A 22838-nucleotide genomic window follows, 5' to 3' on the forward strand; every position below is an offset into this window, starting at 1 on the left:
CCCCTAACGTATGACGCGTACCGCACAAGAAGGCCCCATAACAGGAGGACCTGCGTGAAGCGTGTCATCAGCACCGTTGTCTCCGCCGCACTGCTCGGCGCCGGAGTCGTGGCCGGAGCGGCAGCGCCCGCGTCGGCGGGCGCCGCGTGCGACAGCAGCCCGATCTATTCGATCGGGGACAAGAAGACCGTCTGGCGCGCCACCCAGGTGCACAGCGACTGGGCGAGGCCGGGCGTCACCATCACGTACGCCAAGAACAAGACGGGCTCCTGGACCGCCACCGGTACGGCGACCGTGGGCACCGAGGCGGGCGCCATATTCGCGAAGGCCTCGGCGTCGTTCAGCGTCTCCGTCGGCAAGACCTGGTCCAAGTCCGACACCTGGACCTACAGCGCCAAGGTGGAGAAGAAGAAGGGCAAGACCCGGGGACGCCTGATGATGTATCACGAGGCCAAGGGCTTCAGCGTCACGAAGTACCGCATGGTGCCCAAGAGCACCGGCGGCTGCAAGAAGAGCAAGGTCTGGAAGAAGAGCAACAACGTGGCGCCCGTGCGCAAGAGCAGCAACCTCTGGGGCATCCAGTACAAGTGATCCGGACCGTGCGGAACGGACCGTCATGAACAGCGGAGGGTGACGGTCCGCCCGACGCGCGGACAGGACGACGGAAGGCGCCCGGAACCGATCGGTTCCGGGCGCCTTCCGTCGTGCGGGCGGGCGGGGCGGCGGTTACGAGGCCGCGCCGACCACGTCCTTCTCCTCGGCGAAGTGGCACGCCGACTCGTGCGCGGCCGGCGTCGTCGACGTCTTGAAGCGCTCGGGGATCGCCAGCAGCGGCTCCTCCTGGGCGCACTTGTCCTCGGCCTTCCAGCAGCGGGTGCGGAAGCGGCAGCCCGACGGCGGGTTGGCCGGCGACGGGACGTCGCCGGTGAGGATGATCCGCTCGCGGCCCTCACGGGCCTCCGGGTCGGGGACGGGGACCGCCGACAGCAGCGCCTGGGTGTAGGGGTGCGTCGGGTGGTCGTAGATCTCCTCGTCCGTACCGATCTCGGCCAGCTTGCCGAGGTACATGACGCCGACCCGGTCCGAGATGTGCCGGACGATCGAGAGGTCGTGCGCGATGAAGAGGTAGGACAGGTTGAACTCGTCCTGGAGCTTGCCCATCAGGTTGATGACCTGGGCCTGCACCGACACGTCGAGCGCGGAGACCGGCTCGTCGCAGATGATGATCTCCGGGTTGAGCGCGAGGCCGCGGGCGATGCCGATGCGCTGGCGCTGGCCGCCGGAGAACTGGTGCGGGTACCGGTTGATGTACTCCGGGTTGAGACCCACGACGTCCAGGAGTTCCTGCACCTTGCGGCGCCGGTCGCCCTTCGGGGCGACCTCGGGGTGGATGTCGTAGGGCTCGCCGATGATGTCGCCGACCGTCATGCGCGGGTTCAGCGAGGTGTACGGGTCCTGGAACACCATCTGGATGTTGCGGCGCACGGCCTTCAGCGCGCGGCCGGACAGCTTGGTGATGTCCTGGCCCTTGTAGAAGACCTCGCCGGCCGTGGCCCGCTCCAGCGTCATCAGGAGCTTGGCGACGGTGGATTTGCCACAGCCGGACTCGCCCACGATGCCGAGCGTCTCGCCCGCGTAAAGGTCGAACGAGACCCCGTCCACGGCCTTGACCGCACCGACCTGCTTCTTGAACAGGATGCCCTGGGTCAGCGGGAAGTGCTTGACCAGGTTGCGGACCTGGAGGATCGGCTCGCCCTTCGACACGGGCGCGTCGATGGCGGCTACGGCCTCCGCCTCGTCGGCCGGGTCGACCGTCTCCACGTCGGAGACGTTCGGGGTGGCGTCCACGGGCTCCTTGTCGATGTCAGCCATGGATCGTCTCCTTCCAGAAGTGGCAGGCGCTGCCGCGTCCGACCAGCTCGGCGCCGTCCTGCTCGGTCACCGGGCTCAGCGCCGGGATGTCCGTACGGCAGATGTCCTGCGCCATCGTGCAGCGCGGGTTGAAGGCACAACCCGACGGCACGTGGAGCAGGTTGGGCGGCAGGCCCTTGATCGCGAAGAGCTCCTGGCCCTTCTGGTCCAGGCGCGGGATCGACTCCAGCAGCCCCTTGGTGTAGGGGTGCGCCGGGCGCTTGTAGATCTCGTGCACCGGGGCGGTCTCGACGATCCGGCCCGCGTACATCACCGCGATCTTGTCGGCGACGTCCGCGACGACACCGAGGTCGTGCGTGATCAGGATCAGGCCCATGTGGTACTCGCGCTGGAGCTCCGCGAGCAGGTCCATGACCTGTGCCTGCACCGTCACGTCGAGCGCGGTGGTCGGCTCGTCCGCGATGATCAGGTCCGGCTCCAGGGCCAGCGCCATGGCGATCATGATGCGCTGGCGCATGCCGCCGGAGAACTGGTGCGGGTAGTCCGAGACCCGGGCCGCCGCGGCCGGGATCTTCACCTGGTCCATCAGCTCGATGGCCTTGGCGCGGGCTTCCTTCTTGGACAGTCCCTGGTGGACCCGGAACATCTCGCCGAGCTGGTAGCCGACGGTGAGGACCGGGTTCAGCGAGGAGAGCGCGTCCTGGAAGATCATGGCGATCTTCTGGCCGCGGATCTTCCGGCGCTCCTCGTAGGACATCTTGAGCATGTCCTGGCCGCGGAACAGGATCTCGCCCTGCGGGATCCTGCCCGGCGGCATGTCGAGGATGCCCATGATGGCCTGCGCCGTCACGGACTTGCCGGAGCCGGACTCGCCGAGAACGGCAAGGGTCTCACCGGCGTTCACGCTGTAGTTGACACCGTTGACCGCCTTGGCCACACCATCGCGGGTGTGGAACTCCACGTGCAGGTCACGGACATCGAGCAGGGGGCCGACGTAGTCGTCACCCGAGCGTGCGGACGGGACTTCGGCGGTCTTGTTGATGGTGGCCACGTTCGCCCTCCTTATCGCGACTTCGGATCGAGGGCGTTGCGGACGGCTTCGCCGAGCATGATGAACGCCAGAACGGTGATGCTGAGCATGATCGACGGGTACAGCAGGATGTGCTGCGCGACGCGGATCTGCGCGGCGCCACCGGAGATGTCCATGCCCCACGAGATCGTCGGGTCGGCGAGACCCAGACCGAGGTAGGACAGGGTCGCCTCGGCGGAGATGTAGACGCCGAGCGAGATGGTGGCGACCACGATCACCGGGGCCATGGCGTTGGGCAGGATGTGCCGGAAGAGGATCCGGTTGGTTCCCGCGCCCAGCGCTCTGGCGGCCTGCACGTAGTCCGACTGCTTGATCACGATCACCGCACCGCGCATGACACGCGCGATCTGGGTCCAGCCGAGGAACGCCAGGGCGAAGATGACCACCCAGACCGTCCGGTCGGTGAACGCCTGGAGGACGACCATGGCACCCAGCAGGAAGGGGATGCCGAGGAAGACGTTGGTGAAGAAGCCGGAGAGAAGCGCGTCGACCCAGCCGCCGAAGTAGCCGGCGAGCATGCCGATCAGTCCGCCGAACAACGTCACCAGGAGCGTCACGCAGACACCGACGGTGATCGATGCACGGGTGCCGTAGATGACACGCGCGTAGACACTGTGGCCCTGGCCGTCGTAGCCGAGCCAGCCCTCCGAGCCGATCTTGCTCAGCTCCGGCTTGCCCAGGTAGTGGTGCACCAGGTCGGCCGACGTCGGGGAGGCGTTGGTGAACAGGCCGGGGAAGACCGCCATCACGAGAAGGATGACGATCAGGACCGACGAGACGATGAAGTACCAGTTGGAACGCAGGTCCCGCCAGGCGTCGCCCCACAGGCTGCGGGCCTTGTCGGCCTTCACGGTCGCCGCGGGGTCCGCGATGGGCGCCTTGGCGTCCTCGGGGGCGGGTGCGGTCTTGGTCGCGTCAGGCATAACGGATCCTCGGGTCCAGGACCGCGTACAGCAGGTCGACGATGAGGCTCATGAGGAGGTAGACGAGCACGAGGATGGTGACGAGGCCGACGAGCGTCGTGCCCTCACGCTTGACGATCGACTCGTAGATCGTGCCGCCGACGCCCTTGACGTTGAACAGGCCCTCGGTGACGACCGCGCCGCCCATCAGGGCGCCCAGGTCGGTGCCGAGGAAGGTGATGACGGGGATCAGCGAGTTGCGCATCAGGTGCACACCGACGATGCGCCGCTTGGGAAGCCCCTTGGCGATGGCGGTGCGCATGTAGTCCGAGCGCAGGTTCTCGGCCATCGTCGTGCGCGTAAGTCTTGCCACATAGGCGAGTGACAACGACCCCAGCACGATGGCGGGGGCCAGGAGTTCGCCCCACTTGGCTTCGCCGGAGACGTTCGGCTGGATCCAGCCGAGCTGGAAGGCGAACACCGTCTTGATGATGAAGCCGAGGACGAACACCGGGATCGAGATGATCAGCAGGGTGAAGACCAGGATCACGTTGTCGGTGAGCCGGCCGGCGCGCAGACCGGCGATCATCCCGAGACCGATACCGATGACGATCTCGATGACGAACGCCATGCCGGCCAGCCGGAGGGTGACGGGGAACGCGTCGCCGAGGACGTCCGTGACGGGACGTCCGCTGGCTATCTGATCACCGAAATCGAAATGCAGGACGATGCCTGACATGTAATTCCAGTACTGCTGCAGGATCGGCTGATCGAGCCCGTGCTGGTGGCGCAACTGGGCCAGCGTGGCGGGGTCGACGCCCTTGTCCCCGAAGAGCCCGCGCACGGGGTCGCCGGGCAGCGTGTAGACCATCAGGAAGATCAGCAGCGTTGTCCCGAGGAAGACCGGGATCATCTGGAGCAGTCGTCGTGCGACATAGCGCCCCATCATGCCTCCATGTAATAGGCAAGCGGCAGCGGACAGGCCCTCCCCCGCGCCGACTCCCCCAGTGGGTTCGTCGGTCGCGTGGAAGGGCCCCCCGGCCACCGCGTGCGGGCAGGCGCGGACCGTCTTTCGATGCCGGTCCCGCGCCTGCGCGCGGACTACGTCGGTGTGGTTACTTCTTGACTTCGATCTGGGTCAGGATCGGGTCGCCGTCCTGGGCGTAGTCCACGTTCTGGACCTTCTCCGAGTAACCGGCGTTGACCTTGTAGTACCAGAGCGGGATGGAGGGCATGTAGTTCACCAGCTCCTTCTCGATCTTCTGGTACGCGGCGACGGACTCGTCGAGGGAGGCGGCGGAGTCGGCCTTCTTGATCTCCGCGTCCAGCGCCTTGTTCGAGAAGTCACCCTGGTTACCCGCGGCACCGGTCCGGAACAGGTCCGAGATGAAGTTCGCGTTCACCGGGTAGTCGAGCACCCAGCCGGAGCGGTACAGGGACTTGACCTGCTTGTCGTCACGCGCGTTCGTGTCGGCCTGGAAGTCGGCCTTCGAGTCGGTGGCGCACTTGACGCCGGTCGACTGCGTGATGCTGTTGCAGACCGCCTCGACCCATTCCTTGTGGCCGCCGTCGGCGTTGAACTGGATCGAGATCTTGTTGCCCGGGACGCCGCCACCCTCCTTGATGAGGGCCTTGGCCTTCGCCGGGTCGTACTTGGTGACGTCGCCCGCGGCGTCCTTCTGGAAGCCGAGCACGCCCTGCGCGACCCAGCCGGTCGCCGGCTCACGCGTGCCCTGGAGCACGGTCTTCGTGATCGTGGCGCGGTCGATGCCCATGGACAGACCCTGGATGACCTTGGGGTTGATGCCCTTGAACTGATCGGTGTAGAACGCGACGGCGATCGTCTGGATGGCGGAGTACGCCTTGTCCACCGCGCGGTCACCGAGGTCGGACCGGTAGACCGGGAGGTCCTTCGGGCCGATCTGGCGCAGCACGTCGACGTTGCCGGACTTCAGGTCCTCGTAGGCGGTCTCGAGGGTGGTGTAGTTCTTGAAGACCACACCGCCGTTCTTCGCCTTGTCGGCACCCTTGTAGTCGTCGTTGCGGACGACCTTGATCTGCTTCTTGTGGTCCCAGCTGACGAACTTGTACGCGCCGTTGCCGACCGGCTTCTCACCGGCGGCCTTCGGGTCGGCGTAGAAGGACTCGGGCAGCGGGGAGAAGACCGTGTAGCCGAGCTTGTACGAGAAGTACGGGAGCGGGGCGTTGAGCTCGATGGTGAACGTGTAGTCGTCCACCTTCTTCAGACCGGACATGACGTCCGACTTCGGCTTGGCCTTGGCGTCCTCGGGGTGGACGTCCGCAAAGCCCTTGATGTCGCCGAACCAGGACGCGTTGGTCTGGTTGTTCTTGATGTTGGCGGCCCAGTTCCAGGCCTTGATGTAGGACTCGGCCGTAACGGGCGTGCCGTCGTGGAACTTCCAGTCCTTCTTGAGCTTGACCGTCCAGAGCTTGCTGTCCTTGGTGTCGACAGACTCCGCGTTGATCATCTCAAGCTTGCCGGCCGGGTCGTAGTCGACCAGCTGCGAGAAGATCGCGTCGGTGACGATGCTGCCGTTCGACTCCATCGTGTTGGCCGGCTGCAGCGGGTTCTGCGGCTCACCGACCTCGACGGAGAAGATGCCGTCAGCATTGACAGCACCCTTGGCGCTGTCCTTGCCCTTGTCGGCGTCACTGTCGCCGCCGCCACAGGCAGTCGCAGCCAGGGCGATGATGGCCGCTCCCGCGACCCACTTGGCGCTCTTGGCACCACGCATGGGTTTCCTCCTCATGAGTCCACTTTTGACTACAAGAAGGGCACTGGGTCGATACACCGACACCCCTGACGGTGATCGTTTCAGTGCCCTTAGTGTGCTCGTGAGTCGGCACTCCCCACAGTGCGTGACCCATTGACCCGAGCTCAATGGAGCCAACTATTAAGTACGACTGGGCTGTAAACCACACTTAAAGGGTCTCGGTTTGACAACATCCGACCCTCGCGTGGACCAAAATCCGGACAAACTGATCCCAGACAGACACCCCCGAAACGGACTGTTAACACATGTTTCGGAGAGCGACGCCCGATAACCGGACACTCTTGTCTCATATCGTGGACAGTGCGCGGTGAAAACCGTTTGACCAACGCCCAGGGCCCCCACAGTGTCTGCGAGGGCCCTGGGCTTCTGCAATGCCTGGTGCTGACGGATCGTCGGCCGAAAACCGGCCTACGGACGGTTCGTCAGTTGTTCTTCGCGCGCGAGGCGGTGCGGCCGCGCTGCTTCTGGTCCAGGACCACCTTGCGGATCCGGACCGTCTCCGGGGTGACCTCGATGCACTCGTCGTCGCGGCAGAACTCCAGCGACTGCTCCAGAGAGAGCTTGCGGGCGGGCACCACGTTCTCCGTGGTGTCCGCGGAAGCCGCACGCATGTTGGTGAGCTTCTTCTCCTTGGTGATGTTCACGTCCATGTCGTCGGCGCGCGAGTTCTCGCCGATGATCATGCCCTCGTAGACCTCGGTGCCGGCCTCGGTGAAGATGACACCGCGCTCCTGGAGGTTGACCATGGCGAACGGCGTCACCGTGCCCGCGCGGTCGGCGACCAGCGAGCCGTTGTGACGGGTCCGCAGCTCGCCGAACCACGGCTCGTGGCCCTCGAACAGGGAGTGCGCGATGCCCGTGCCGCGGGTCTGGGTCAGGAACTCCGTACGGAAGCCGATGAGGCCGCGGGACGGGACGATCCACTCCATGCGGACCCAGCCCGAACCGTGGTTCGTCATCGTCTCCATGCGCCCCTTGCGGGTCGCCATGAGCTGCGTGATGGCGCCGAGGTGCTCCTCCGGCGAGTCGATCGTCATGCGCTCGATCGGCTCGTGCGTCTTGCCGTCGACCTGCTTGGTGACGACCTCGGGCTTGCCGACCGTGAGCTCGAAGCCCTCACGGCGCATGGTCTCGACCAGGATGGCGAGCGCGAGCTCACCACGGCCCTGGACCTCCCAGGCGTCCGGCCGCTCGGTGTCCAGCACGCGCAGCGAGACGTTACCGATCAGCTCGCGGTCCAGACGGTCCTTGATCTGGCGGGCGGTGACCTTGTGGCCCTTGCCGCCCTTGCCGACGAGCGGCGAGGTGTTCGCACCGATGGTCATCGAGATGGCGGGCTCGTCGACCGTGATCAGCGGCAGCGCGATCGGGTTCTCGGGGTCGGCCAGGGTCTCGCCGATCATGATGTCCGGGATACCGGCGATCGCGCAGATGTCGCCCGGGCCGGCCTTCTCGGCGGGCTTGCGGGTGAGCGCCTCGGTCATCAGCAGCTCGGTGATGCGGACGTTGGACTGCGAACCGTCGCGCTTGATCCAGGTGACCGTCTGGCCCTTGCGCAGCTCGCCCTGCTCGACGCGGCACAGCGCGATACGGCCGAGGAAGTTGTCGGCGTCCAGGTTGGTGACGTGCGCCTGGAGCGGGGCGTCCTCGTCGTACTCCGGGGCCGGGACCGCGGAGAGGATCGTGCTGAAGAACGGCTCCAGGCTGTCGCTGTCCGCGGGGACGGTGCCGTCCTCCGGCTTGGTCAGCGAGGCGACGCCGTCACGGGCGCAGGCGTAGACGATCGGGAACTCGATCTGGTCCTCGTCGGCGTCCAGGTCCAGGAAGAGGTCGTACGTCTCGTCGATGACCTCGGCGATCCGGGAGTCCGGCCGGTCCGTCTTGTTGATGCAGAGGATGACGGGGAGCTTGGCCGTCAGCGCCTTGCGGAGCACGAAGCGGGTCTGCGGCAGCGGGCCCTCGGAGGCGTCGACCAGCAGCACGACCGCGTCCACCATCGACAGACCGCGCTCGACCTCACCGCCGAAGTCGGCGTGGCCGGGGGTGTCGATGATGTTGATCGTGATGACGTCGCCGCCATCCTTGGGGTGGTACTTCACGGCCGTGTTCTTGGCCAGGATCGTGATGCCCTTCTCACGCTCCAGGTCGTTCGAGTCCATCATGCGTTCGTCGAGGTTCTCGGCGGCGTGCGCGGCGAACGCGCCGGCCTGCCTGAGCATGGCGTCGACCAGCGTGGTCTTGCCGTGGTCGACGTGGGCGACGATGGCTACGTTACGGATGTCGTGGCGCGTGGGCATGGGTGGCTTGCGCTTCTCTCGGATCGGGGATTCAGGCGTCTTAGTCGGTCTTGAGTCCTCGTACGCCCGCCGGGCGGACGCGCCACGGCTACTCCCATGGTACGGGGCGGGCGCGCCTGCGGCTTCCCGGGCAAGTCTTACCGGCCACGGGGCGGCCACGGCCGGGGCCTCCCGGGCGTGCGCGACGGCTGCCGCGGCGACGCCGCCGAGGGGCGCGGCCGGGTGCGTCACGGCCGCCGGGGCGGGCGTCGCGGCGGGTCAGATGGGCCCTCGGACCTCCTGTGACGGAGCTCCTGCGGCGGCGCGGAACGCCGCCTCGTGTTCGAGCGGCGAGCCGCACGGCTCGTCGGACGCGGGCCGCCCGGCCCGCGTCCGCTCCGTGTTTCCGCCCCCGTGCTCACTTCTTCCGGGGGAATTCACCGAGGGCCGTGAGCACGGCCCCTTCGGGCGGACAACACGGACGCGGGGCCTCGGCAGGCCCGGAGGTGGGGCTCCGGAACTGCGGCTGCGAGGTGGGGCTCGGAGCCGGGCCGCCGCGGCGGGATCTCCGGGGTTGGGGCCCCGGAGACCGGATGGTGGAGCGGACACCCGGGTCAACGGGTGCGCACAGCCTTGCCCGCCGGCCGCCCGGCGGGCAAGGGAATTGAGCCAGTTCTGAGCTTTCGGCCCGGCCCCTGACCTGCTACTTCTTCCGGGTGGCCGGGGCTCCGGCGGACTTCGGCTTCTTGAAACCGATGTCCTGGTAGTGCGGCGCCCCGAAGCCGAAGGCGCCGACGTTCACGAGCTTCTTGTCCGTGGCGACGAGCTGCGGGCGCTGGTAGAGCGGAATCGATCCCGCGGCGGCCCAGATCCGGGCGTCGGCCTTCTTCATCAGGTCCCTGGCCGCCTTCTCGTCCAGCTCCGAGACCGCCTGGTCGAAGAGCTGGTCGATGTGGTCGGAACCGACGCGGGTGTAGTTCTGCTCGACGAGCAGCGAGCCGTCGGTGGCGGGCACCGGTTTGGCGAAGATCGGGCGGTCGTCCGTGGCCGGGTAGGCGGTGGCGGGCCAGGAGTACAGCGCCAGGTCGTAGTCGCCGGACGCGACGTGGTCCCGGAAGTAGCTGTCGTCGGAGACCTTGGTGATGACGGTGCGGATCCCGATCGTGTCGAGCATCGCCGCGATCTTCTCGCCGACGCCGCGCAGGGACTCGGAGCCGGGGCCGGACGGCAGGACGAAGCGCAGCGTCAGCGGCTTGCCGTCCTTGCCGAGGGGGCCGCGGGCCGAGTCGGGGGCCTGGGCCCGGGGCTGGGCGGGGGCGGCGGTGCCGGCCGGGGCGTAGGCGCCGGCCGGCCCGCCCGGCTGCCGGTCCTGGGCGGTGATCCGGGCGGGGGCGTCCTCGGAGGTGCCCGTCCCGCCGAGGTGGCCGGCCTGGCGCAGCAGCGCGGCGCTCTGGGCGGCGGCGCCGAGGGCGGGTGCGATCACGCGGGTGGCCGCGCCCTCGGCCTCGCCGGCCTTGTCGTCGTCGCCGACGATGTAGAGGCCGTCGTCCGCCGCGGGCTCGCGCCGGGCGGCGTCGTCGGTCTTGCCGTCGTCCTCGGCGCTGCCGGAGTCCTCCGCCCTCCCGGCCTCGCCGGCCTCCTTCTTCTCCGCCGCGCCCTTCCGCTTCTCGCCCTCGCTGCCCGCCTTGGTCCCGTCCGTCCTCTTGGTGGCGCCCTCACGGGTCCAGCCCGCGTCGGCCAGCAGCGCCTGCGCCTCCTCGGTGTCCTGGCTGCCGAGGGCGTCGCTGCCGTCCTTGTACGCGGGCTGTCCGGCGAGGGCCAGGTGGCTGCCGAGCGGTTCGGCGGGCAGGCCGAGCGGCCGCAGCACGGCGTCGACGAGTTCCTGGCGGTCCAGGGCGCGGGCCACGGCCCGGCGTACCCGGTCGTCCGCGAGCGGCCCCCTCTCGCCGTTCAGCGCGAGCTGGGTGTAGGCGGGCTCCAGGGACTTGCGGACCACGTAGCCGCGCAGGTCGCTCTGCTCGGCGGCGTACGCGTCGGCGGCCCTGGCCTTCTCGTCCCGGGCCTCCTGCGCCTCCTGGGCCGCCTCCTCGTCGGAGCCGTGCGCCAGGGCCCAGGACCGCAGCGCCTGGGCCGGGGAGACGCCGGAGCCGGGGCCGTGGGCGGGCGGTGCGCCGTCGCCGCCGGTGTCCCGGGCGGCCTGGGTGATCCGGCGGGCGGCCGCCGCGTCGATGTCGGCGACGTCGATCTTCCCCTCGGCCAGCGCCCGGGTGCGGTCCTGCGGCCCGACCGCCTTGAAGACCAGGGAGTCGAGCTTGGCGGGACTCCCCCACCAGCGCGGGTCGCGGGCCAGCGTGACGGATCCGGTCTCCTTGTCCACGCCGCGCAGCCGGAAGGGCCCCGCCGTCGCCTTGAGCGTGGACCGGGCGCCGTCGTTGAAGGCGTCGGGGGAGCCCGTCACCTGCTTGGGGTACAGGGGGGAGAAGAGGGAGCGCCAGTCCGCGTACGGCTTGGCGAAGGTGACCCTGACCTCCAAGTCGTCGGCGCCGCGCTCGATCTTCTCGATGCGTTCGTACCCGGCGTTGCGGGCCGTCCAGAAGGCGGAGTCCTTGCCGCTCAGCGCGCGCCACTGGGCGACGAAGTCGGGTGCGCCGATCTCCCGGCCGTCGCTCCAGACCGCCTGCTGGTTGAGCCGGTAGAGCACGACCTGCCTGGGTTCGCGCTCGACCACCTTCGCCGATTCCAGGTAGTCCGGGTTCAGCTGCGGCCGGCCCTTGGCGTCCAGCGGGAAGAGGGTGGGCAGCAGGGCGCCGGTGATCCGGGTGGTGGCGCTGTCGGAGTCGGCCTGGAAGGCGTTGAGGGTGGCGGGCATCGCCTCGATCGCCCAGTTGACCGTGCCGCCGTCCGCCACCTGGGCGCGGGCCGCCGGCGCGACGTCCTGCGGGACGACGGTGGCGGCGACGGCATCGTCGTGGGCCGAGTCGCAGCCGGCGAGTACGGGGAGGGTGAGCACCCCGGTGGTGAGCAGCGCGAGCGAGCGGCGCTTTCGGGATGTCCCGCGCGGGACGCCGACGTGGGACATGACTGAGACCTCCGGGGACGGCCCGGCCCACCCTGACCCGGATGGACCGGATGATGCGTGTTTGGTGGCATTTGCAGCTGATCACACTGGTTCCGCCCGTCCACTGAAAGCGCCCACGCGCGGGAGGCCGCGCAGACACGGCGCGACCGCGCGAAACCTCACCCGTGCGGCGGAGCGCCGGGGCCGGAATCGTTCGCTCCCAGGGGCAGCGGCCGCGCCGTTCGCAAGACAGCACGGCCCGCTCCCTTCCCAACGGGGATGTGACGCGCGACACTCGCATGCGCATGAGCATGGCCGCCCGCGACCGCGGAAGTGAGATCAAGTCATGTCACTGCACGATGAGTTGACGGCTGTTCAGCACTGTCTCGACGACCTCGTCCGCACTGTCGGACGGCTGGAGCGGAGCCTCGCGCAGCTGCGTGCGGCGGACATCGCCCCGGACCCGCTCGACCCGGCCGGCCACGCCGCATCCGTCGACGGCGTCATCACGATCACCGAGGCGCCGTACGACACCGCTCTGTGGACGGACTCGGACGACGAGGGTCTGGGCGTCCGCGGCAGGCACGCCCCCTAGGAGAGTTCCTTGGCCACCGGTACGGAAACAGGAACGGATTCAGGCAAGGACCCGGGCAGCGTCCCGGGCACGGACCCCCGCCCACCGGACGGCGCGGCCGCCCGGACGAGAGGCGTGCACCATCCCGCACGGGCCGCCATCGCCGCCCGCCACCTGCGGACCGACCGCTGGTGGCTGGCGCCCGCGGTGACGGCGGGCGGCCTGCTCGCCTTCATCGTCTACTCGACCTGGCGGGCGTTCTCGAACGCGGACTACTACGCCGCGCCCTACGTCTCCCCCTTCTACTCGCCCTGCCTGGCGGACAACTGCGCCCCCATGCGCGGCGGCCCGAACTGGGAGCTCTTCGGAAGCTGGTGGGGCCTGTCCCCCGCCCTGCTGATCCTGATCTTCCCGCTCGGCTTCCGGCTGACCTGCTACTACTACCGCAAGGCCTACTACCGGGGCTTCTGGGCCTCGCCGCCCGCCTGCGCGGTCGCCGAACCGCACCGGTCGTACAGCGGGGAGACCCGATTCCCGCTGATCATGCAGAACATCCACCGGTACTTCTTCTACGCGGCGGTGCCGGTCGCCGGCATCCTCACGTACGACACCGTGCTCTCCTTCCGCGACGAGCACTACGCCTGGGGCCACATGGGTCTCGGTTCGCTGATCTTCCTGGTCAACATCGCCCTGATCTGGGCGTACACCCTGTCCTGCCATTCCTGCCGGCACATCATCGGCGGCCGGCTGCGGCACTTCTCCAAGCACCCCGTGCGCTACCGGCTGTGGGGCTGGGTGGGGCGGCTCAACGCCCGTCACATGCTGCTGGCCTGGGCCTCACTGATCAGCGTGGCGGCGTGCGACTTCTACGTGTACCTGGTCGCCTCCGGCGCCTTCGACGATCCGAGGTTTTTCTGAATGACTGAGCTCGAACGGCAGCAGTGGGACGTCGTCGTGGTCGGTGCCGGGGGCGCCGGGCTGCGCGCCGCGATCGAGGCCCGCGAGCGCGGCGCCCGTACCGCCGTCATCTGCAAATCGCTCTTCGGCAAGGCGCACACGGTCATGGCGGAGGGCGGGATCGCCGCCTCCATGGGCAATGTGAACTCCGGGGACAACTGGCAGGTGCACTTCCGCGACACCATGCGCGGCGGGAAGTTCCTCAACCAGTGGCGGATGGCGGAACTGCACGCCAAGGAGGCGCCCGACCGGGTCTGGGAGCTGGAGACCTGGGGCGCGCTGTTCGACCGCACCCCCGAGGGGAAGATCTCCCAGCGCAACTTCGGCGGGCACGAGTATCCGCGCCTGGCACACGTCGGGGACCGTACCGGCCTCGAACTGATCCGCACCCTCCAGCAGAAGATCGTCTCCCTCCAGCAGGAGGACGAGCGCGAGACCGGCGACTACGAGGCGCGGCTGAAGGTCTTCCAGGAGTGCACGGTCACCCGCGTGCTCAAGGACGGCGAGAGGGTCTCGGGCACCTTCTGCTACGAGCGCGAGAGCGGCCGCTTCTTCGTGCTGGAGGCACCCGCGGTCGTCCTCGCCACCGGCGGTATCGGCAAGTCCTTCAAGGTGACGTCGAACTCCTGGGAGTACACCGGCGACGGCCACGCGCTGGCCCTGCTCGCGGGCGCGCCCCTGCTGAACATGGAGTTCGTGCAGTTCCACCCGACCGGCATGGTCTGGCCGCCCTCGGTCAAGGGCATCCTCGTCACCGAGTCGGTGCGCGGCGACGGCGGGGTGCTGCGCAACTCCGAGGGCAAGCGGTTCATGTTCGACTACGTCCCCGACGTGTTCAAGGAGAAGTACGCGCAGTCGGAGGAGGAGGGCGACCGCTGGTACGAGGACCCGGACCACAACCGCCGCCCGCCCGAGCTGCTGCCGCGCGACGAGGTCGCCCGCGCCATCAACTCCGAGGTGAAGGCCGGGCGCGGATCGCCGCACGGCGGGGTGTTCCTGGACGTGTCGACCCGGATGGACGCGGAACGGATCCGGCGCCGGCTGCCGTCGATGTACCACCAGTTCAAGGAGCTGGCGGACGTCGACATCACCGCCGAGGCGATGGAGGTCGGCCCGACCTGCCACTACGTGATGGGCGGCATAGCCGTCGACTCCGACACCGCCGCCGCCCTCGACGTACCCGGCCTGTACGCGGCGGGCGAGGTCGCGGGCGGCATGCACGGCTCCAACCGGCTCGGCGGGAACAGCCTCTCCGACCTGCTGGTCTTCGGCCGGCGGGCCGGACTGCACGCCGCCGGGTACGCCGCGGCGGCCGGCACCCCGCCCGTCGTGGACCAGGCCCAGATCGACGCGGCGGCCGCGGAGGCCCTGCGGCCGTTCAGCGCGGAGGACCCCGCCGGGGGAGAGCCGGCGGAGAATCCGTACACCCTGCACCAGGAGCTCCAGCAGACGATGAACGACCTGGTCGGCATCATCCGGCGGGCCCCCGAGATGGAACAGGCCCTGCACAAGCTGGCCGGGCTGCGCGAGCGGGCGCGGCGCGCCGGCGTCGAGGGGCACCGGCAGTTCAATCCCGGCTGGCACCTCTCCCTGGATCTGCGCAACATGCTGCTGGTCAGCGAGTGCATCGCGCGGGCGGCCCTGGAGCGCACCGAGAGCCGCGGGGGCCACACCCGCGAGGACTGTCCGGGGATGGAGCGCTCCTGGCGCCCGGTCAATCTGCTGTGCCGGCCGGCGGACGAGCGGGATGCCGCGGGCGGCCGGATCGCTCTCGTACGCAAGGTGACCGAACCCATCCGTCCGGATCTGCTCTCCCTCTTCGAGAAGGAGGAGCTGGTCAAGTACCTCGCCGATGAGGAGCTTCACGAGTGAGCAGCTACGACGCACGGTTCAGGGTGTGGCGCGGGGACACCGACGGCGGCGGTCTGGAGGACTTCGAGGTCGAGGTCAACGACGGCGAGGTCGTCCTCGACATCATCCACCGCATCCAGGCCACGCAGGCGGGCGATCTGGCGGTGCGGTGGAACTGCAAGGCGGGCAAGTGCGGTTCGTGCAGCGCGGAGATCAACGGGCGGCCGCGGCTGCTGTGCATGACGCGGATGTCGGTCTTCGGCCGTGAGGAGACCATCACGGTCACTCCGCTGCGGGCCTTCCCCGTGGTGCGGGACCTGGTGACGGACGTGTCGTTCAACTACACGAAGGCGAGGGAGGTCCCGGCGTTCGTCCCCCCGGAGGGGGTGAAGGCGGGCGACTACCGGATGCAGCAGGTCGATGTGGACCGCTCGCAGGAGTTCCGCAAGTGCATCGAGTGCTTCCTGTGCCAGGACACCTGTCATGTGGTGCGCGACCACGAGGAGAACAAGGCGGCCTTCGCCGGACCGCGCTTCCTGATGCGCGTCGCCGAGCTGGACATGCACCCCCTGGACGCCGCCGCCGAGTCCGGTCTCGACCGGAAGGCGACGGCCCAGGAGGAGCACGGACTCGGCCTCTGCAACATCACGAAGTGCTGTACGGAGGTCTGCCCCGAGCACATCAAGATCACCGACAACGCGCTGATCCCGCTGAAGGAGCGGGCCGTGGACCGCAAGTACGACCCGCTGGTGTGGCTGGGCGACAAGATCCGGCGGCGGGACGCGCGGTAGGGCCGGCGGTCAGCCGAGCAGCTTGACGATCGCGTCGGTGGTGTCCGTCTCGCCGAGGCGGGGGAAGATCCGCTCGACGCTGTGGTCGTGGGCCTCGGCGCTCATGTCCGTCACCGCGTCCGTCGCGACGGTGACGTGGTAGCCGTGCTCGTGCGCCGAGCGGGCGGTCGACTCGACGCCGATGCTGGTCGCGATCCCGGCCACCACGACCTGCGTGACGCCGCGGCGGCGCAGCTGGAGGTCGAGGTCGGTGCCGTAGAAGGCGCCCCACTGCTGCTTGGTGACGATGACGTCGCCGTCGTGCGGGCCGAGTTCGGGGACGATCTCGGCCCAGTCGGCGGCCGGCTGCCCGGACCGGGCGGGGCCCTCCGTGCGGCCGGGGGCGCCGCCGGTGACGCGGACCAGGACGACCGGGAGGCCCTTGGCCCGGAAGGCGTCGGCGAGGGTCGCGGCACGGGCGACGACCTCGGCGGCGGGGTGGGCGGTCGGCAGCCCGACGATGCCCTTCTGGAGGTCGACGACGACCAGCGCGGTGTTCGGGTCGAGGGTGGTGGCGCTCATGGTGGTGCTCCTTGCCTGGGTGGTGCCCGGTGGGTTCAGGTACGGCCGCGCAGGGCGCGGTCGGTGACGGTGAGGACGATGAGCAGCACGCCGAGTACGGCGGCCACCCCGGCCATCAGGTGCAGCCCGTGGTCACCGGCCGACTGCCCGTACGCGAGCGCGATGAGGCTGGACGCGGTGATGGCCCCTATGTACTGGGCGGTGCGCTGGAGGCCGGCGGCGGAGCCGATGGACTCGGGCGGGGCGTAGGCCTGGACGGCCGCCTGGTTGCTCGTACCGATCAGCCCCTGCGGGATGCCGAAGCAGGCGCCCGCCAGCAGCAGGACGGCGACCGGGGTGTCGCCGGTGAGGAGGAACAGCAGTCCCGACCCGGCGGTGAGCAGGACACAGGCCAGGGTGAGGGGCCCGCGGATGCCTCTCGTGCGGGCGCCGAGCAGCGAACAGACCAGCGCGGCGACGGACATCGGCAGCATCAGCAGGCCGGTGTGCCCGGACGAGTAGCCCCGGGCTTCCTCCAGCCACTGGGTGTACCCGTACATCACGACGTAGATCAGCAGGTAGCTGACGCCGTGCCGGAGGTACGTCCGCGAGAGCGCGGCGTTCGTCGCCAGCGTCCGCAGGTCGATGAAGGGCTCGGGACAGCGCAGCTGCCACCGCACGAGCGCTGCGGCCAGCACGGCGAACGGCGCGAGCAGCCACCACATCGGGTGGGCGAGGTCGAGCAGGAAGAAGACCAGGACGGTCAGGGCCGCGGCGAAGAGGCCGATGCCGAGCGGGTCCAGAGCGAGGCGGGGCGTGCTCCCGTCGGCGTTCAGCCGCCGGGGCGGGTCGGCGGGGATCCACAGCAGCGCGGCGCCGCACGCGACGAGTGCCACGGGCACGTTGACGGCGAAGATGCCGCGCCAGCCGACGACCATGACGAGGAGCCCGCCGAGCGTGGGACCGACGGCCGCGCTGCCGAGCGCGGCGAAGGAGAGCCGGGCCAGTACGGGGCGCGGGGTGGCCCGGCCGACCCGCGCCGACTCGTCGCGCAGTACGGCCATGGCGGCCGGGTAGGCGGCCGACGTCCCGATGCCGAGCAGCAGCCGGGACACGATCAGCTGGCCGAAGCTCTCGGCGAGAGCCCCGACCAGTCCGGAGGCGATGACGACGACCAGGCCGGCGAGGAAGACGCGGCGGGGGCCGAGGACGTCGGCGAGTTTCCCGAGGACGGGCTGGGCGACGGCGCTCGCGAGGTAGAGGACCGAGATCAGCCAGGCCGTGTCGGCGGCGCCGATGCCGAAGTGGTGCCCGATCGCCACCAGCGCGGTGGAGATCATGGTGGTGTTGAGCGGGTTGAGCAGCGAGCCGAGCAGCAGCGGGGCGGTGAGCCGGGCGCTGAACCCGGGGGCGGGCGCCGCCTCGTGCGGGTGCGCCTTCTCGGCTGTCGCCCGGGGAAGCGGATGCCGTCCGGTCATGAACCGACCAGGCGCTCGATGAGCGTGACGGCTTCGACGACGGTGCGCCGCTGCGGCCCGTCCAGCTCGGCGGCGACGGCCTCGGCGAGCCAGTCGCGCTTGGCGGCCCTGACCCGGGCGAGGGTCGTGCGGCCGGGGTCCGTGATCGACATGACCGACTTGCGGCCGTCGACGGGATCCGGTGCCCGCTCGACGAACCCCTGCTCCTCCAGAGCCCCCAGCGTCAGCCGCATGGACTGCGGGCGCACGAACTCGGCGCGGGCCAGATCGGCCGTGGTGGCCGGACCCCCGTCCGCCAGCCGGGCGAGCACCGAGCGCTGGGTGGGTGTCAGCAGGCTCTCCGACGACGAGGACCGCAGCCGTCGCAGCAGCCTGCCGACGACCGGGGCGAGCCGGTCGGCCACCTCCTGGGCGGTCGGGTCGGCGGGCGGAGTCGTGGGCGGTCGCGTCATGCCTTCACCGTAAAAGATGTACAAGCCATCTTGCAAGGTTGCCTGTCGAACTCTGGATGGCCTTGCCCGCGCCCGGCCCGCGATCTAGGGTGAATGCGCTTTCAAAACGTGTACGTCAGGGTTGTGCCGGTACGCGTCGGCACGGAAGAAGAAGCGGACGGTCGGTCGAGTGAGCGCCCCAACGGTGTACGACGTCGCGGAGCGGTCGGGCGTCTCCATCGCCACGGTTTCGCGGGTCTACCGCACCCCGGAATCCGTGCGCGCCCAGACCCGCGAGCGGGTGCTCGACGCGGCCCGCGAGCTCGGTTACGTACCGAGCGGCAACGCGCGCGGGCTCGCGAGCCGCACCACCGGCGTGCTCGGCCTGTGCTTCCCCGACTACGCCGACCCGGACGCCGAGGCCGACGCCGAGGCGGACAGCGACGCCGACGACGCGGTGATGCTCTACTCCGACCAGATCATCCGGGGCATGGAGCGCGCGGCGCGGCGGCACGGGTACGCGCTGCTGATCGCGGCGTCGCTGGAGGGCGGCCCGGAGAGCCTGGTCGCGAAGGTCGCGGGGCGGGTGGACGGATTCGCGGTCCTCGCGCAGACCGTGCCGACCGAGGACCTGGAAGTGATCTCGCGCCGGCTGCCGGTGGTGATGCTCGCCGGGCCCCGCGAGATCGACCACCTCGACCACATCGTCGTCGCCAACGCCGACGGTCAACGCGAGCTGACCCGCCACCTGATCGAGGACCACGGCCTGCGCCGGCTCGTCTTCGTCGGGGGCGACACCGATTCACCGGACGCGGAGGCCCGGTTCCTCGGTTTCCAGGAGGCGTGCCGGGAGGCCGGCCTCCCGGCGCCGGACGAGCCGGCCCTGCGGACGACGATGATGAAGCAGGCCGAGGGCGCGCGGGCGGCCGAGACCCTGCTGGACCGGGGCGGGGAGCGGCCCGAGGCGATGCTGTTCGCCAACGACCAGATGGCGGTGGGCGCCCTGCGCGCCCTGGCCCGGCGCGGGGTGCGGGTGCCGCAGGACATGGCGGTGACCGGCTTCGACGGGATTCCGCTCGGCCGGATCGTGCAGCCGCCGCTGACGACGGTGCGCCAGCCGATCCGCCGGCTGGGCGAGCAGGCGGTCGAGCTGCTGGTCCAGCGGCTGAGCGACACCGGCCGCGAACCGGTGTCGCTCACCCTTCCGGTCTCCGTGATCCGCCGGGCCAGCTGCGGCTGCGGCTGAACGACGGCCCGCCCGGCCGCTTCAGGCCCGGCCGCCGACGCCGTCCCCCGCTTCCGCGGGGGCGGGCCTGTCGACGGCCTCGGGCCACTTCTTGCGGGCGCCCTGCCGGGTGATCCCCCAGGCGGCGCCAAGTTGCTCGTAGTTCGCCCCGTAGGAGCCGGCGGTCCTCGCCGCGATCGCCGTCAGGCGCTTGACCTCCACGTCGACCGCCTTCCAGGTGGCGAGGACCGACAGGCTCACCTCGACGGGGTCGGCGTCCCACATGCGTTCCTCGGGGAGCCCGCTCGCCCGGGCGCGCAGGGCTGCGGCGAGCGGTTCGAGCGCTTCATAGAGGGCCTTGTCGAGGGCGATCTGTTCCTCAGGGGTGATCTCCGGCTGCGTCATGCTGACAACTTTAGTTACCGAGCGAGCATTCGACAACCAAAGTTACCCACCGCGTCCGCGCTCGCCGCCCGCGTCCGTGCCCGCCCCCGCTCACGCTTCCGTCCGCCGAATCAGCCGCTTCCCGAAGAACTCCCGTCGCGCCGCCACCAGCCCGGCCGCGTCCCGCTCCAGCCCCTCGTACTCGAAGTGCCCCGCCGGCAGCACCAGCAGCTCACGCTCCCCCGCCAGCGCGTTGTGCACGGCGAACTGGCCGGGCGGCGGCACGGACGGGTCGAACAGCGCGGCCGCCACCAGCGTCGGCAGCTCCACGAACCCCGCGGCCGTCGCCGCGTCGAAGTACCGCAGCACCTCCACGACCTCGGGGTGCTCGCGGTGGTACCCGCGCACCGCCTCCCCGCTCCCCGCACACGGCAGCGTGAGCCGCAGCGGGTGGTTCCCGAACGTGGGCACCGTCAACTGCCCCGCGGCGAACCGCTCGTCCCACGGCAGGGCCAGCGCGCCGAGCCCCCCGCCGAAGCTCTCCCCGAGGTAGCCCAGCCGGCCCGGCCCCACGAGCTCCGGCACCAGCTCCCCCAGCGCGGATGCCGCGCACCACAGGTCCGCCACGCAGTCGCCGATGACGTACGTGTCGCGCGACTCGATGCCGTGCAGCACATGGCCGGAGGAGACGTCGGGGATGCCCGCGACGAGACCGCGCGCCCCCATGCCCCGTACGCACGGCAGGATCGCGGCCGCCGACGGCAGGGGCAGCGGCACGTCGGGGCCCGGCTCCTCCCGGCCCCCGTACCCGTGCCCGATGACGAAGCCGTGGCGCGCGGGCTCCCCCGCGGCCGGCAGCGCCAGCCAGCCGCCCAGGCGCACGCCGCCGACCGAGGTATAGGTCACGCCGTGGATCCGCACGCCGTCGCGTTCGTCCTCCAGCGGCCCCATCTCCGGATCCGTCGCGACCGCGCGTGCCGCCGCGTACCGGGCTCGCCAGAAGTCCTCGAAGCCGTCGGGGGCGGGCGGCGCGGGCACGGCCTCCAGCTCGTCGAGGGTGCGCCCGTAGGCCGGGTCGAAGGGGAAGTCATGCACGAACGAGGTCATGATCACGACACTATCCCCGCTCGTTTCGCGGTGGGACCCGTTTTCCACCGTGGAATCAATGGTGCGGAATCAGTCACACCCTCACCTTTCCCGTACATCCGCCCCCTACGGTTCCGAGTGGACATTCCGGCGTCCACCACGTTGCGGGAGTGTGACCTAGCACCCTCTTGCGGATTCCCGGAGCTCTGCCGCAGAGTGATGTATGCGCTTACAGGCAGCGCATACATCCGGATTGCTCAAGGAGGAGCCCTCCATGTCCCGCACCGCCAGAACCGCCTCCACCGGCATCGGTATCGCTGTCGTGCTCTCCCTGGGCCTCACCGCGTGCGGCAGCTCGGGTGGCGAGGACGTCGCCGCGGACGGCAAGCAGACGCTCACCGTCTGGGCCATGGGGGCCGAGGGCGAGAAGCTCGCGGACGTCGCCAAGGTCTACGAGAAGGCCCACCCGAACATCACCGTCAAGGTGACCCCGGTCGGCTGGGACGTCGCCCACCAGAAGCTCGTCTCCGCGGCCGCCGCCGGCACCATGCCGGACGTGGCGCAGATGGGCGGGAGCTACATGGGCGAGTTCTCCGAGCTCGGCGTTCTGGAGCCGGTCGACACCAAGACCTTCCAGGAGAAGGACTTCTTCCCGGCCGGCTGGCAGCAGGGCGAGGTGGACGGCCAGGCGTACGGCGTCCCGTGGTACGTCGACACCCGCGTCCTCTACTACCGCACCGACCTGGCCGAGAAGGCCGGTGTCACCAAGCCTCCGGCCGACTGGAAGGAGATGCGGGACCTCGCGACCGCTTACCAGAAGAAGGCCGGTACCAAGTGGGGCCTGTCCATCCAGCCCAGCGGCCTGGACACGGTGCAGAACTTCTACTCCTTCCTGTACTCGGCCGGCGGCGAGATCGTCAACGACAGGGGAGAGGCCGTCATCGACAGTCCCGAGGCCGTCAAGGCGCTCAAGGAGTACGGCTCGTACTTCGACAAGGGGCTCTCCAACAAGTCCGTGCAGCCCGGCTACGACGTCGTGAAGGACTTCGGCAACGGCCGCGTCCCGATGTTCTTCGGCGGCCCCTGGCACGTCACCCTCCTGAACGAGGGCCAGCCGCAGCTCAAGGGCAAGTGGGCGGTGGCCGACGTGCCCGCCGACAAGGGCTCCGTCTCGATGGCGGGCGGCTCCTCCCTGGTGATCTCCAAGGACAGCGAGCACAAGGCCGCGGCCGCCGAGTTCATCAAGTACCTGACGGACACCAAGGGCCAGGCCGACTGGTACGAGCGCACCAAGGACCTGCCGGCGAACACCGCCGCCTGGACCTCCGGTGCCCTCGCCGACGACGCCGGCCTGCAGATCTTCAAGAAGCAGATGGACACCGCCAAGTCCTCCCCCTCGCTGCCCAACTGGACCGAGATCACCGACAAGGTCGACCAGGCCATCGCGAAGGTGACCCAGGGCAAGGCGTCCGCCGAGGACGCGCTGAAGACCGCGCAGTCCGAGATCGAAGGCCTCGTGAAGTAGGAG

At 69.7% G+C, this 22838-nt stretch carries 19 protein-coding genes; 7 read left to right on the forward strand and 12 right to left on the reverse strand.

The window, feature by feature from the left end; translation table 11 throughout:
- Positions 1–54 precede the first annotated feature (54 nt).
- A complete protein-coding gene (locus ABZ454_RS26290) occupies positions 55–591 on the forward strand; it encodes a hypothetical protein (protein WP_356323623.1) in 537 nt (178 codons plus the stop codon).
- A gap of 135 nt (positions 592–726) precedes the next feature.
- On the opposite strand, the gene ABZ454_RS26295 is transcribed toward ABZ454_RS26290, so the two are convergent.
- The 7 genes from ABZ454_RS26295 to ABZ454_RS26325 form a co-directional block, all read right to left on the reverse strand.
- On the reverse strand, positions 727–1872 hold the full coding sequence (locus ABZ454_RS26295) for a dipeptide ABC transporter ATP-binding protein (RefSeq protein WP_356321719.1): 1146 nt from the start codon (positions 1870–1872) through the stop codon (positions 727–729).
- Positions 1865–2923, reverse strand: coding sequence for an ABC transporter ATP-binding protein (locus tag ABZ454_RS26300; protein ID WP_359541447.1), 1059 nt, complete (start codon positions 2921–2923; stop codon positions 1865–1867). Before ABZ454_RS26300 ends, ABZ454_RS26295 begins: the two co-directional genes overlap by 8 nt.
- An 11-nt stretch (positions 2924–2934) precedes the next feature.
- Entirely contained in the window at positions 2935–3885 is a 951-nt protein-coding gene (locus tag ABZ454_RS26305) for an ABC transporter permease (RefSeq protein ID WP_356321721.1), read from the reverse strand.
- A complete protein-coding gene (locus ABZ454_RS26310) occupies positions 3878–4810 on the reverse strand; it encodes an ABC transporter permease (protein WP_356321722.1) in 933 nt (310 codons plus the stop codon). The genes ABZ454_RS26305 and ABZ454_RS26310 overlap by 8 nt, the downstream gene beginning before the upstream one ends.
- 169 nt (positions 4811–4979) lie before the next feature.
- On the reverse strand, positions 4980–6620 hold the full coding sequence (locus ABZ454_RS26315; protein ID WP_359541451.1) for an ABC transporter substrate-binding protein: 1641 nt from the start codon (positions 6618–6620) through the stop codon (positions 4980–4982).
- 461 nt (positions 6621–7081) lie between these two features.
- Complete coding sequence (typA, locus tag ABZ454_RS26320; protein WP_356321724.1) at positions 7082–8956, reverse strand: translational GTPase TypA; 1875 nt, start codon at positions 8954–8956, stop codon at positions 7082–7084.
- A gap of 682 nt (positions 8957–9638) precedes the next feature.
- Positions 9639–12014 (reverse strand): ABC transporter family substrate-binding protein, encoded by a 2376-nt coding sequence (locus tag ABZ454_RS26325; protein ID WP_359541453.1) that lies wholly within the window; start codon positions 12012–12014, stop codon positions 9639–9641.
- Between the two features lie 325 nt (positions 12015–12339).
- Between ABZ454_RS26325 and ABZ454_RS26330 the strand changes: the two genes are divergently transcribed.
- From ABZ454_RS26330 to ABZ454_RS26345, 4 genes are all read left to right on the forward strand, one after another.
- Positions 12340–12588 carry a hypothetical protein gene (locus ABZ454_RS26330; RefSeq protein ID WP_356321726.1) on the forward strand — a complete coding sequence of 83 codons (249 nt, stop codon included), beginning with the start codon at positions 12340–12342 and terminating at the stop codon, positions 12586–12588.
- 114 nt (positions 12589–12702) lie between these two features.
- A complete protein-coding gene (locus tag ABZ454_RS26335) occupies positions 12703–13485 on the forward strand; it encodes a hypothetical protein (protein WP_359541455.1) in 783 nt (260 codons plus the stop codon).
- A complete protein-coding gene (locus tag ABZ454_RS26340) occupies positions 13486–15396 on the forward strand; it encodes a fumarate reductase/succinate dehydrogenase flavoprotein subunit (RefSeq protein WP_356321728.1) in 1911 nt (636 codons plus the stop codon). It abuts the gene before it with no gap.
- On the forward strand, positions 15393–16166 hold the full coding sequence (locus ABZ454_RS26345) for a succinate dehydrogenase/fumarate reductase iron-sulfur subunit (protein WP_356321729.1): 774 nt from the start codon (positions 15393–15395) through the stop codon (positions 16164–16166). The genes ABZ454_RS26340 and ABZ454_RS26345 overlap by 4 nt, the downstream gene beginning before the upstream one ends.
- Positions 16167–16175: 9 nt before the next feature.
- On the opposite strand, the gene ABZ454_RS26350 is transcribed toward ABZ454_RS26345, so the two are convergent.
- Genes ABZ454_RS26350 through ABZ454_RS26360 form a run of 3 tightly spaced genes read right to left on the reverse strand, consistent with a single transcriptional unit; the run spans position 16176 to position 18636 of the window.
- Positions 16176–16727: an isochorismatase family protein gene (locus ABZ454_RS26350; RefSeq protein ID WP_356321730.1), complete on the reverse strand. Its 552-nt coding sequence runs from the start codon at positions 16725–16727 to the stop codon at positions 16176–16178.
- A gap of 35 nt (positions 16728–16762) precedes the next feature.
- Positions 16763–18184, reverse strand: coding sequence for an MFS transporter (locus ABZ454_RS26355; RefSeq protein ID WP_359541457.1), 1422 nt, complete (start codon positions 18182–18184; stop codon positions 16763–16765).
- Complete coding sequence (locus ABZ454_RS26360) at positions 18181–18636, reverse strand: MarR family transcriptional regulator (RefSeq protein ID WP_356321733.1); 456 nt, start codon at positions 18634–18636, stop codon at positions 18181–18183. Before ABZ454_RS26360 ends, ABZ454_RS26355 begins: the two co-directional genes overlap by 4 nt.
- A gap of 169 nt (positions 18637–18805) precedes the next feature.
- Between ABZ454_RS26360 and ABZ454_RS26365 the strand changes: the two genes are divergently transcribed.
- Positions 18806–19861, forward strand: coding sequence for a LacI family DNA-binding transcriptional regulator (locus ABZ454_RS26365; RefSeq protein WP_359541460.1), 1056 nt, complete (start codon positions 18806–18808; stop codon positions 19859–19861).
- A gap of 21 nt (positions 19862–19882) precedes the next feature.
- Here ABZ454_RS26365 and ABZ454_RS26370 read toward each other — a convergent pair whose 3' ends face one another.
- Together ABZ454_RS26370 and ABZ454_RS26375 are read right to left on the reverse strand one after the other, a co-directional pair.
- The gene (locus ABZ454_RS26370; RefSeq protein ID WP_359541461.1) at positions 19883–20245 is read right to left on the reverse strand and encodes a hypothetical protein; all 363 of its coding nucleotides are present in this window, start codon (positions 20243–20245) and stop codon (positions 19883–19885) included.
- A 90-nt stretch (positions 20246–20335) separates the two neighbouring features.
- The gene (locus tag ABZ454_RS26375) at positions 20336–21331 is read right to left on the reverse strand and encodes an acetylxylan esterase (protein WP_359541463.1); all 996 of its coding nucleotides are present in this window, start codon (positions 21329–21331) and stop codon (positions 20336–20338) included.
- Between the two features lie 253 nt (positions 21332–21584).
- Between ABZ454_RS26375 and ABZ454_RS26380 the strand changes: the two genes are divergently transcribed.
- The gene (locus ABZ454_RS26380) at positions 21585–22835 is read left to right on the forward strand and encodes a sugar ABC transporter substrate-binding protein (RefSeq protein WP_359541464.1); all 1251 of its coding nucleotides are present in this window, start codon (positions 21585–21587) and stop codon (positions 22833–22835) included.
- The last annotated feature ends 3 nt before the right edge of the window (positions 22836–22838 follow it).

Origin of the sequence: Streptomyces sp. NPDC005803 (genome assembly GCF_040630435.1) — a bacterium.
Taxonomy (GTDB): Bacteria; Actinomycetota; Actinomycetes; order Streptomycetales; family Streptomycetaceae; genus Streptomyces.